General features: G+C 34.3%; 11 protein-coding genes. 8 read left to right on the forward strand and 3 right to left on the reverse strand.

The window, feature by feature from the left end:
• The first annotated feature begins 10 nt into the window (after positions 1 to 10).
• The 3 genes from ACQKMH_RS09325 (at position 11) to ACQKMH_RS09335 (ending at position 3,574) form a co-directional block, all read left to right on the forward strand.
• Positions 11 to 1,192, forward strand: coding sequence for a glycosyltransferase (locus ACQKMH_RS09325; RefSeq protein ID WP_427587103.1), 1,182 nt, complete (start codon positions 11 to 13; stop codon positions 1,190 to 1,192).
• A gap of 47 nt (positions 1,193 to 1,239) precedes the next feature.
• Positions 1,240 to 2,781 (forward strand): oligosaccharide flippase family protein, encoded by a 1,542-nt coding sequence (locus ACQKMH_RS09330; protein ID WP_427587104.1) that lies wholly within the window; start codon positions 1,240 to 1,242, stop codon positions 2,779 to 2,781.
• A 73-nt stretch (positions 2,782 to 2,854) separates the two neighbouring features.
• Entirely contained in the window at positions 2,855 to 3,574 is a 720-nt protein-coding gene (locus ACQKMH_RS09335; RefSeq protein ID WP_427587105.1) for a metallophosphoesterase family protein, read from the forward strand.
• 179 nt (positions 3,575 to 3,753) lie between these two features.
• Here ACQKMH_RS09335 and ACQKMH_RS09340 read toward each other — a convergent pair whose 3' ends face one another.
• The 3 genes from ACQKMH_RS09340 to ACQKMH_RS09350 all read right to left on the reverse strand — a co-directional run bounded on the left by ACQKMH_RS09340 (position 3,754) and on the right by ACQKMH_RS09350 (position 8,466).
• A complete protein-coding gene (locus tag ACQKMH_RS09340; protein ID WP_427587106.1) occupies positions 3,754 to 5,799 on the reverse strand; it encodes a right-handed parallel beta-helix repeat-containing protein in 2,046 nt (681 codons plus the stop codon).
• Between the two features lie 324 nt (positions 5,800 to 6,123).
• Entirely contained in the window at positions 6,124 to 6,276 is a 153-nt protein-coding gene (locus ACQKMH_RS09345; protein ID WP_427587107.1) for a hypothetical protein, read from the reverse strand.
• 15 nt (positions 6,277 to 6,291) lie between these two features.
• A complete protein-coding gene (locus tag ACQKMH_RS09350) occupies positions 6,292 to 8,466 on the reverse strand; it encodes an Ig-like domain-containing protein (protein ID WP_427587108.1) in 2,175 nt (724 codons plus the stop codon).
• Between the two features lie 454 nt (positions 8,467 to 8,920).
• Between ACQKMH_RS09350 and ACQKMH_RS09355 the strand changes: the two genes are divergently transcribed.
• From ACQKMH_RS09355 to ACQKMH_RS09375, 5 genes are all read left to right on the forward strand, one after another.
• On the forward strand, positions 8,921 to 9,691 hold the full coding sequence (locus ACQKMH_RS09355; RefSeq protein WP_427587109.1) for a hypothetical protein: 771 nt from the start codon (positions 8,921 to 8,923) through the stop codon (positions 9,689 to 9,691).
• On the forward strand, positions 9,691 to 9,957 hold the full coding sequence (locus ACQKMH_RS09360) for a PqqD family protein (protein WP_427587110.1): 267 nt from the start codon (positions 9,691 to 9,693) through the stop codon (positions 9,955 to 9,957). Before ACQKMH_RS09355 ends, ACQKMH_RS09360 begins: the two co-directional genes overlap by 1 nt.
• A 76-nt stretch (positions 9,958 to 10,033) precedes the next feature.
• Complete coding sequence (locus tag ACQKMH_RS09365) at positions 10,034 to 10,414, forward strand: S24/S26 family peptidase (RefSeq protein ID WP_427587112.1); 381 nt, start codon at positions 10,034 to 10,036, stop codon at positions 10,412 to 10,414.
• Positions 10,411 to 11,376 (forward strand): nucleotidyltransferase family protein, encoded by a 966-nt coding sequence (locus tag ACQKMH_RS09370; RefSeq protein ID WP_427587113.1) that lies wholly within the window; start codon positions 10,411 to 10,413, stop codon positions 11,374 to 11,376. Before ACQKMH_RS09365 ends, ACQKMH_RS09370 begins: the two co-directional genes overlap by 4 nt.
• A 175-nt stretch (positions 11,377 to 11,551) precedes the next feature.
• Positions 11,552 to 12,178: a metal-dependent hydrolase gene (locus tag ACQKMH_RS09375; RefSeq protein WP_427587114.1), complete on the forward strand. Its 627-nt coding sequence runs from the start codon at positions 11,552 to 11,554 to the stop codon at positions 12,176 to 12,178.
• The last annotated feature ends 191 nt before the right edge of the window (positions 12,179 to 12,369 follow it).

Here is a 12,369-nt window from a genome sequence, read left to right on the forward strand (position 1 = left end):
GAGCCATCCAATGAAAAAGATATTATTTATGGTAATCAATATGAATGTTGGGGGGACTGAAAAAGCTTTACTTAATATGGTTTCAGCATTCCCTAAGGATAAATTTAAGATTACCATTTTAATGTTGGAGAAGCATGGTGATTTTTTGAACTATGTACCTGAAGGAATTCGAGTAGAATACGTCAAGGGATATAAAAATATAAAACCTTCAATTATTGAACCTCTTCATTCAGTTGCTTTACGGCATTTTAAAAAAGGAAACCTCATTAAAGCCAGTATTATATTACTTTTTTACTTATCTTCAAAGCTAATGAAAGAAAAAAGTTTATATTATAGATATATTTTAAGAGAATTACCAGTTATACAACAAGAATATGATATAGCGGTAGCATATGCAGGACCTATGGATTTCATAAGCTATTATGTTACTAATAAGATAAAGGCGAAAAAAAGAATACAGTGGATTCATTTTGACGTTAACAAAATAGGATTTAATAAATTTTTTGCATCTAAGATTTATATAAAATTCGATAAAATATTTGTTGTTTCTGAGGAAGGAAAAGAACGTTTATTGAATAAAATTCCTTCTTTAAATAAAAAAACGGACGTTTTTTCAAATGTGGTTTCACAAGAGTTAATCGAATATCAAGCTGAAGAAGATAAAGGATTCAGGGACACATTTGATGGTATAAGAATTTTAACAGTTGGAAGACTTTCATACGAAAAAGGCCAAGATATAGCCATTCAGGCATTAACTAAGTTAATTCATAATGGATATAAGGTAAAGTGGTATTGTATTGGGGAAGGAAATTCAAGAGTCAATTATGAAAAGTTAATAAGAGATCGTAATGTTTCTGATAATTTTAAACTTTTAGGTTCCACTCCAAATCCTTATCCATATATTAAAGATTGTGATATTTATGTTCAACCTTCTAGACATGAGGGTTACTGTATCACTCTCGCTGAAGCTAGGTGTTTAAACAAACCCATCATAACTACGGATTTTACCGGTGCAAAGGAACAAATAAAAAATGGAGTTACTGGTCTTATCGTTAATTGTGATGCAAATGAAATATATAAGGCGATTGTCAATTTGATAAATGATCCTGTTTTAAGGAATGAACTAACCAGAAACTTAGCAGGTGAAAACATTAATACAAATAATGAAGTGAAAAAAATAGTCAATATGTAATAAAAAAATTTCAGGATTTATTTTGAATTGGATGGAAGGTACATACAATGAAAAATCAATTAAAAGCAGGTGCAGGTTTATCTTATGTTGCACTTTTCCTTAACATCTTCATTTCTATAATTTACACTCCAATAATGTTAAATCAACTTGGTCAATCAGAATATGGCTTATACAGTTTAGCTAGTTCAGCAGCGGGTTATATTGGAGTATTGAACTTTGGTTTAGGAAATGCTGTAATAAGATATACAGCAAAATACAGAGCATTAAATGATGAAGAAGGTTGCTCCAATCTTTACGGTTTATTTTTCAAAATTTATATGACTCTTGGAGTAATAGCGTTAATTGCAGGTATTTTATTAACTTTAAATTCAGATTTGATTTTTTCAGATACTTTAAATGAAGAAGAGATTAATAAACTTAAATTACTAATGGGAATCATGGTTTTTAACATATCTACAGGTATTGGGCTAGGTGTCTTCAGCGTAATAGTATTAGCACATGAAAAGTTTGTTTTCCAAAAATTGATTGTGATCGCTTCTTCACTCATAACCCCACTAATAATGTTACCCCTTTTATTTATGGGATATGGTTCCATAGCAATGGCAATTGTGACTACTGTCTTAAATTTATTATTTATAGTACTTAACATGTATTATTGTTTCAAAAAACTAAGAATTAAAATATCTTTCGGGAAATTCGATTCCAAATTATTTAAGGAGATTATTATTTTTTCTTCTTATATATTCTTGAATTTAATAATCGGACAACTATATACATCTACCGATCAAGTTATTCTTGGTATTTATAGTGGTACTGTAGCGGTGTCTGTTTATGCTGTCGGAGCATCTTTTACTGGGTACTTCTCTGGATTCTCATCAGCTATATCGAATGTATTCTTGACACGTGTTTCTGGAATGGTTATTAAAGGAGTATCTAATAAAGAAATATCAAACCTATTTATAAGGATAGGCAGGATTCAATATATAATCATTTCTTTTGCCTTAAGCGGCTTCATTGTATTTGGAAAAGAATTCATAAACTTATGGGTCGGTAAAGAATATAGTGTTTCATATACCGTTGCATTAGTTATATTAGTACCTATGATTGTTTCTCTAATTCAGGGGATGGGTGGAGTGATACTACAAGCCAAAAATATGCAAGGTTTTAAATCAATAGTTAATATTTTCATTGCAATAGCAAATGTTATTATAAGTATTATATTAGTTCAATTTTGGGGAGTTATTGGTTGTGCTATAGCAACTGGCATTGCTTTTACTTTAGGAAATATTATTATAATAAATATTTTTTATTGGAAAAAAATCAAATTGGACATACCGAAGTTTTGGGTTAATATTCTTTTTATGAGTTTCCCACTTTTCATTAGTATAATATATGGTGCCACAATTAATAACTTAATAATAGCTAACTTGTGGATAGTTCTAATAGTGAAAATTATTGTATTTTCAATTCTGTATATTTTATGTATGTGGTTTACTGGAATGAATAAATATGAAAAAAGTCTAATCATAGTGCCAGCCAGAAATTATTATCACAAGTTTAGGTTAAGGGTTAAAAATCAAGCCACTTAAATTAAAAGAATGCGGTATTATAATGGAGTAAAAAGTCAGGCAATTATAAAAAACTATATACAAGGGAGAAAATATGAAACTTGCATTTATATCTGATATTCATGGGAACGCAATAGCATTAGAGGCAGTATTGGCAAATATTAAAAAACACGATGTAGATAAAATTTATGTTCTTGGTGATATCTGTTTCCGTGGGCCTGAACCTAAACGATCACTCGATTTAGTCCGCTCTCTGGAGACAGATGTAATAAAAGGGAATGCAGATGAATGGGTTGTTCGGGGAATAAAACAAAAAGAAGTACCTGTTCAAGTATATGAAACAATGAGTTCAGAAGTCAATTGGACAAGGTCTAAACTGAACACTAAAGATCATGAATACTTAGGAAATTTACCAACAAATCTAAATATCGAACATGAAAATTATAAAATTCATGCATTTCATGCAACTCCAGATGACTTATTCGAAGTTGTTTTGCCATCAGAAAATGATGAAATTATAAATGAAAAATTAATGAAAAATAGTTCAGCCAATATATACATTTATGCTCATATTCATAAACCATACATCAGATATATAGATGGTAAGTGCATTATAAATATTGGTAGTGTAGGTTTACCATTTGATGGACTAAGAAAATCATCATATGCATTACTTAATATTGAAAAAGATAGTTTTCAAACATCTATCATTAGAGTTGATTATGATGTTCAGGAAGTTATTCAACAGTATCAAATTTTGGATTATCCTAATAAGGAATTAATGAGCAGTATTGTGTTGAATGGGAAAATTTAATCATTAAAGTATTAAAAAAAACGTTATGTAAAAAAAATCCATCTAATACAAGAGAGATGGATTATTTTTTTATATCTCGAGTTCAAATAATTATTAAAAATTCACCTTGGTGAACACCCCATCGAATAAAACCCGTTTTGATTAATATGGAGCTTGGTTTAAGAAAAGAATTATCAAAGTTAATTAGGAACCAGAACTCCATTAACAAAATTATTTAGTTTAACATGATTAGAATTAAGCTTTATTTGTACATTTTGAAGAACATTATCTTTGAAGACTAAGGGGACAGACGGAGATTTTTCTGCATAGACGGCGATAAGAGAATTAGTGGATATAAATTTATTATTCGTAATTAAAACAGTGTCAGCAACTAGGGTATTTACTAGCTCTATCATTCGGCCAGTAGACGACGCAGGATAATTAAACGTATTATTATGAAACTCTAAGTTCCCCCAAACCCCACTTAGATAAAAAGCATTAGACTTCCCAGCCAAATAGCTGTTACTGATTTTAAAATGGTCTACTTTTGATGATGGGCCCATGTAGAATTGATAATAGCCATCCCATTCAAAGTAACAATTATGAAAATCATAAACTGACTTGGCAGCTAAAGATCCTACACTTATACGACCAGCATTGACAAATTTACACCCAGTGTAAGTACCAGCTGGTAGTCCGGTCACCCTATTTTCTCGATGTTTAATATTTATAAATGTAATATTGGTGAAATTCCATCCATAGGTGCCACTTGGAATCACAGTGAACGCTTCCATCCCATTTCCTTCAAATACACAATTAGATATATTTTGAGGTTCGACACTAAAAATTAAAGGTGCACCAGGATTTATAGAGGCTGTGTAAAAATCTTCATCGTATAGAAATTTACAATTATTAACTTGGGCTACGTAGGCTTTCTTTTTATCAATGGATAAAGGACTGTTATGAAAGAAGCAATTATCTAATAGAGCCTCTTTATCTCCTAATAAAAGTAATCTACAATTAAATAAGTGATTATCAGAAAAGAGTGTATCGCCAGTTAAACGGGGTCCCGCATCGTGAAAAAAGTTATTATTCACAATTGCCTTGTTTACACCAGAATTTATCGTGAATATTCCTAGCTTAATTTTATTATTGGTAATGCTCACATGACGCCCTGAAACAGCAATAATGTTATAACTGGAATTCTCGTATATGTTATTCCCATCTATATATATATATTGGTTCAAGTCATAACCATCTTCGATATCAATAGCTCCACCTGGGGCTGTCCCACTAATATGGTGAATCTCACAGCCTCGGATATAACAATGCTTAGCACCACAAATAGCGGTTCCTAATCTTCTACAATGATGTAAATTGCAATTATCTATATACACATGTTTAGGGAATTCCGGAGTTCTAACAACAAGTGTGTTCCCACTTTTTGAGGGGACTGTACTTTGATGTAAAACTGCTTTCGCATAACTTGCGCCAGAGGGGATTTCTACTTCATCAAAAAAGTGTACGTTCGTTACAGAAGATAAAAAAGTGTCATTACCAGAATAAAAAATTACATCATATGTGTCAGTTGTTATTTCATTACCAATGCCACCATAGCTGTCTCCATATAGTCCGAAATAACCTGTGTTCAATATCTGGTTGACGATCGGCAGCTTGATAGTTGTACGTACTCTCTTTGAGTCATTCACCAAAGTCCCATTAGCGGTATTTATTCCACCGCTCTCCAAGTTTCCTTGAATTGAGGGGTACCCACCGCCAATACCTCCATAAGAAGCAACGGCAATGATTGCATCACCGGTCGTATTATAAATTTCCAGGTTATCTAGAGTAATATAACGAACCCCTTGTTTTAATTCAATACCCACACCAAACTCATGGGTCCCACCACTAGAGTAATTATGTGTGTAACGATCACCTTCAATTTTTCCGTTTGTTATCCGTGCATATTGCTGCTTATTTTTAAGGGAGATTATTGCATATCCAATCAAGCTATTATCTCTGATCCTCAAAACTGATCCGCCTAAATTAAATGTCATAAAACTTTTTGGTTGAATGGGATTGTTTTCATCTATTAAATAGACGCCTTTTGGTAATACAAATTCTATATATCCTTCTTGTGCTGCCCAGTCTAATGCGCTATTTATACCTTTGGAAGTATTGACAGGGTCAGTATTATTATTTTTCACGTTCCATCGGTCCAATTCTAGTACATATGAGCTTTCCATAAAAATTCTCCTTCATTTAAAAGAATTAGACTTCTCACACTTTATTTTTCATAGTAATTCGAGAAATCCTTACAAAGCTTCGATTAAAGAATCTATATGATTATGATATTCATCATTGGACAAGATGTAAGGGCAGAAGTTATCTGTTTTTTATATCATTTTTCAAGTTGTATACTTAAAAACAAATAGCTGAAGAGTTAGGGGGAAAGATGGAGTAGCTGGAAGATAAAAAAAGATAAATATAAAAATATTGCACAAAAAAACCGTAAAGATCTTTAGAGAGATCTTTACGCGCTTTTTGATATTTACTTTACAATTAATCAATCAAGGAACAAAAACTCTTACCCAGCATCCATCTATATATTGAAATTCCCAATGTCCCGTTGCAGAAGAGATCGCTGTTTCAAAGGTAACGTTTTGATGGTGCAATACTTTAGGTGCTACGTAATTCTTTTTTACTTTGATTGGCTTATCCATTTAAATTCCTCCTATTTATTTGGAACATGAACATGTTCCTTTGTTAAAATCATATATATTGATCTTTTCTTTATTGCCAGCATTGTCAACGCTGTAGTATTCCAATGTGTGTGTTTTTTCGGCAGTGACATCAAAAGGTTTTGTATAGATTTGCCATATGCCCCCGTTTATTCGGTATAATGTTTCTTTTATTCCAGATTTATCATCTGAGGCATTGTAGGTAACCGTCAAGGCTATTACATACGTATTCTTGTCGTTAAAAATAGGAGTCATTTTATTTTTCGTGATCGGTGGTATCGTATCCGGATCGACAACTGTTATGATAGCTGAGTCTGAAAAGCTACCTTCTTCGGTTGTGACTGTGATGGTGGCTTGACCTATACCGACCGCATGGACAACTCCGTTAACAACGGTAGCTACACTAGGATCTGATGTAGTCCAGTTTACATTTTGGTTTGTTGCATTGGTTGGATTTAGCTTTGCTGTTAAACTTTGATCTGCATCTTCTAGATTGAAGTTCAGGCTTTTAGGATCTAGAGATACACTTACTACTGGGGCTGTGACAAAGACAGTAGCTATATCCTTGAATCCGCCATCTTCCGTTGAAACTGTGATGATGGCTTTACCTGGTCCAACAGGATGGACGACACCGTTATCAACGGTGGCTACACTTGAATCTGAACTCGACCAAGTAACATTCTTGTTGGTTGCATTAGATGGTAAAACCGTTTCTGTTATTCTCTTATCTTTTCCGCCAACAATAAGCTCAAGTGTGTCAGGGTCAACCGTTACTCCAGTAACCGGTACGGTAACAGTAATAGTTGCTGAAGCTGTGAAGCTGCCATCTTCCGTTGAAACTGTGATGATGGCTTTACCTGCTCCAACAGGATGGACGACACCGTTATCAACGGTTGCTACACTCGAATCTGAACTGGACCAAGTGACGTTTTTGTTGGTTGCATTGGATGGTGAAATTGTTCCTGTTAAAGTTCCATCTTTTCCACCAACAATCAAGTCGAGCGATGCTGGATCAAGTGATATACCCGTAACAGGTATGGAAACATTAACAGTTGCTGAAGCTGTGAAGCTGCCCTCCTCCGTGGTAACAGTGATGATGGCTTGGCCTGGTCCGACAGGGCGGATGATACCATTATCAACGGTGGCAACACTTGAATCTGAGCTTGACCAAGTGACATTCTTGTTGGTCGCATTGGCTGGTGACACCTCGGCGTTTAAAGTTTTATCTTTACCGCCACCTGTTAGATTCAAGGAATCCGGGCTAATGTTTACACCAGTCACTGGTACTGTCACGGTCACTTTAGCTGTTTCCTGGATTTTTCCATCTTCTGTAGAAATAGTGATGGTAGCAGACCCTGGACCTACTGGATGGACTATTCCATTTTTAACAGTTGCCACATTCGAGTCGGATGTAGTCCATATTAAGTTTTTGTTGGTTGCATTTGATGGAGTGATGGTCGCAGTTAAGATCTCATCTTTTCCACCAACATTCATGTCTATATTCTTCGGATTAAGTGATAGACTCTCAACAGGTACTAGTTTACTAGCACAAACGGTCACTAAGGACCAATCTAACCGCCCGTTGTTTGTAAAAACCTTTATTATGGCGATTCCTGGGCTCACGGCGTGAACCGTCCCATCTGAAACGGTAGCTACTCGTGGGTTAAAAGAAAACCAACTAAGCTTCTGATTTGTCGCATTCTCCGGTATGACTTTTGCTGATAATTGCGCTTCTTTATTAACAGTTAGATTTACTAGTTTCGGATGTAACGTAACACTTTTTACGGCAATATCTGGATCACATACTATCACTTTCGTTCTCGCCTTAAAATTCCCATCTTTTGTCGTGACGGTAACGGTTGTTGTACCCGGACCTTTCGGATGAACTATACCGCTGTTAGAAACCGTGGCGACTTGAGTGTTTGATGAAGACCAAGTCACTTGCTTATTTGAAGCATTAAAAGGTTTGATCGTTTCAACAAGTTCTACATCTTTATCATTAACATTCATTTTTATAGTCTCTGGAACTAGAGAAATCCCTGTCACATGAACAGGTTTACTGCCTTTTCCACCTCCATTTGTCGCATATGCCTGCGAGTTGCCCACTAGGTATAAAAAAAGGAGGGCAATCGTTAAAATTGTGAGCGTTTTAAAATTCCTTGCAAATGACATGAAATTTCCCCCTGTATTAAATGTTTATAATTGCTTAATCTACTTTGAAATCGCCTCCTTTTCACACATGTTGCCTTTATTTATAAAGAATAAGTCTAGAAAAAACAGGATGTTGGTAGTGGTATGTTTTCCTCACTCATTCGATACATCTCATTTTTGTAGTATTTACTAGAACTAAATACCCGACTTTTTTCAGAATACCACCGTTCTTCATAAAGAACAATATGAGTTTATGAAAAATAAATGAAATCAGTAGAAGTAATCAAATAATAAGGGAATGTATGAGCTTTCTTGTGCGTTATATTCTTATATTTTTAATTCAGGGAGTTGAAAATGTTCTTTAAAAAGAATTAATAATGAATTATAATAGCGTGTGTAGGAGTATTATCCTAATGTTGGATATTCTGTTTAAGCATTTTCGGTCGTTTATTAAAGGGGAGAAAGGAAGCTAACTATGAAAATATTCCACACTAAAATAGGGGATCATTTCATTCAATTTGAAAATGCTCCCGAATATATAAATGGGATGTTCCGAGAATTGGAGGGCACAAACGATCGGCCTGACCTTACCGTAACAATCCAGATGGACTTTGGATCACCTTTTGTGAACTATGAAGTGAAAGAAGAGAGGCATGCTGATAGAATTTATTTTCGAAGGTCTGATTACCTAGTGGAAGTAGATGCAGAATATCAATATGCAGAGATTTCTGCTTATAATGAGTTGGCTTTAAAGCATGCATTAATTAATTTATACAGTTCGTTCATTGTATACCATGAATGGGGGCTGCTACTTCACTCTTCTTGCGTAATAGAAAATGGTAAAGCTCATATTTTTGCAGGTCATTCTGGTGCTGGAAAATCAACGGCAGCAAAATTATCTTATCCGCGTACCCTTCTTTCGGATGAAGCAACCATTTTAAAAATTTCATCCGAAAAAATAGAAGTATATAATTCGCCATTCCGAAGTGAAATCCTAGCTGCTGGGAAAGAAGAAATTTTCCCATTAGGGAGTATTCAAGTCTTGCATCAGTCTCTTCAAAACCAAAGGGAAATACTTACTAAATCGGATTCGCTTATAACAATGATAAACAAAGTGTTTTATTGGTCAGATCATCCAGCAAATAAGAAAGTGATTCTAGGGATGTTAACGGAAATGGTTAACCAGGTACCGATATATAATCTCTTTTTTCAGAAAAACGATACATTTTGGGAGTTGATTTCGTAATGGTCCAATATATTCAAAGTAATCATGTAGAGGCCACGCAACTTGGTGATGAATGGATTATTTTACATACTGAAAAATTCACAGTGACAAAGCTAAATGAAATCGGTGGGTTTTGCTGGGGGTTTTTAAACCAAGCACAAACAGTGGACTCCTTGATTCAGACATTAACTGATCAATATATAACGGCAGAGGAAATAGCTAAAGATGACATAGAGTCCTATTTATTGGAGTTATTACAGTTTGAATTGATTCAGCATGCTATTTGACAAGGAAATTGTCGAATTATTTAAGATGACACTGAAAAAAGAGGGTTCCCTTAATTTACCTGCACAAGGAAGTAGTATGTATCCTTTTATAAAGGAAGGGGATATATGTAACTTTAATGAATGCAATCCTTTTCATTTAAAAAAAGGGGATGTTGTTTTGTTTTACACTTCATCGAATCGATTGATTGCCCACCGATATTATAAGGAAATGAAAAGTGAACAGCAACGGGGGTACCTTTTCAAAGGAGATACTAACGTAAGCTTTGATCACACAGTACAACTGGAACAATTGGTTGGTAAGCTGGTTTATGTCCAAAAACGGCATTCCAAACTTCATGTTTCTGGTTTTCTAGCAAAAACGTGGGGTGGATTAATACTTACATTTCCGTTTTTATCGAGGGTGTTACGAAAGTACTTAAATCTACAAGCAAGAGAAAAGGGGAGGCTTTCCCATTGAATCCAACGATATTACAGGTATTATTTGAATCACAAGTAAAGTTGCCAATTGGCTCTGAATATTATTGGCAACTTCTAAATGAAATAGAAAAATCGAAAATTCATCCGCAAATATTGTTCCTAATGAAAAAGAATGGGAGGTTTGTGGATACTCCAGCATTCTTTCAGCAGGCAATACATGAAAAATTCCAAAGTATCCTTTATCAAAATATGTTGATTAAAAACCAAACAGGTCAAATTTTGTGTGAATTTGAACGTAGTGAAATAGATGTCATTCCATTAAAGGGAACTTCTTTTTCTGAAAAACATTTCGGCCATCTTGGGGCACGGCCTACGTCTGATATTGATTTACTAATAAAAGCCGATTACATTGAGCAGGCAATTGAAATCGTTAGAAGAACAGGGTATACACAAAAGGAGAAGCAAGTACCCTATCATTTTCATTCTTCATTCAGTAAAAGCCTTCCTGAATCGAAAGTACCTTTAACCGTCGAGCTTCATTGGGATATTTTAAAGAAATATACTGCCAATTTGGAAATCAGCGAGTTTTGGAAAGAAGCATATCCCATCAATGATTCATCTTATGTGAAACAACTTTCCGATTACCATCTTTTTTATATGATTTGTCTCCATGGGTGGCGGCATAACATGGATTCATTAAAGTATTTTATTGATATTATACACCTACTTATGAACCTGGATATTGATTATAAAAGATTAATAGAGGATGCAAAGCGCCACAAAACAAAAAAAAGAATCATCAGGACTTTATCGATTGTTTATGAGCAGTTACCATTTCTGCATTCCGTAAAAGAGTTTACCTATAATATTCCGACCCTATATAACCAAAGAAATTCCACGATTAAAAAGTATGCGGACTTCATTGATTATTCTTTCCTTAGTTTTGATTCACCAAAACATAGTATGATCGAGTTTTATCAATTGTTATCCTCCAAAAACTAAACCGGCCTAGTATACGATACTTTCACTTTTTTTCAAATATTGATAAATCCTGCATTTTTTTAATTAGAATTAAAGAAATTCCATCAAAAGTATTGTATAGTTATAATAAAGAATTCGAACAAACATTCGTTTCTTTGAGGCAAGATGACTTCAATAGTGGAACAGGAGAGAGACAGTGAACGGTACAGCACACATGGCAATAGGGGCAACGGTTGGATTCTTAACGGCAAACACATTACAAACCGATCCAACTACCACTTTATTTTTGGTTGGGATAGGGGGCGTTTCAGGCCTGATGCCAGACATGGATATTGATGGGAAGTTAAGTAATAGGATTACCTTTTCACACAAGTTTATCCGAACGTTAGCGCAAACGATTGGGATTCTATTGATTATTTATAGTGTATTAGAAGGTTTCGAAAAGGAAAAGTGGATTGGTGTAGGGGCAGGAATTGGAATGATCATAATATCCTCATTCATTACACAAAGGCATATGCTGACCCTGACTGGATTAGGGGTTTTAGGTGTCGGAATATCCTTACAGGAAAACTGGTTATGGCTGTTAGGCATTTATATTATTCTAGCATCCTTTACACCTCATAGAAGTTATACACATTCGATTGTCGGCATCGCTTTCTTTGGCATCATTGCTTTTCAATTTCAAGCTTCCCTTGAGATTGAAGGAATTTTCACTACTTGTATATTAGGATACATAAGCCATTTAATCGCTGACATGAAATTTTTACCTTTTAATAAGCGAGGAGTAAAGTTATTTTTGCCATTTTTCTCAAAAGAATTTTAACAGTGGGTTCCAGTACCACTGTTTTTTTATTTGTTAATCTTTGCTAGTTTTGAAAATGATACTTAAAAGTAAATTGAATTAAAGTTGTTTATTCATACCAAAATTCGACTTTTTTTTAGTTTTTATATGGTCATTCTTCCTATATCTACTAAATGTAACATAATTGTAAAGTTCCTGTGATGCGATTGATA

The organism is Peribacillus sp. NPDC097895, from assembly GCF_050277555.1.
In the GTDB taxonomy this organism is placed as follows: Bacteria; Bacillota; Bacilli; order Bacillales; family DSM-1321; genus Peribacillus.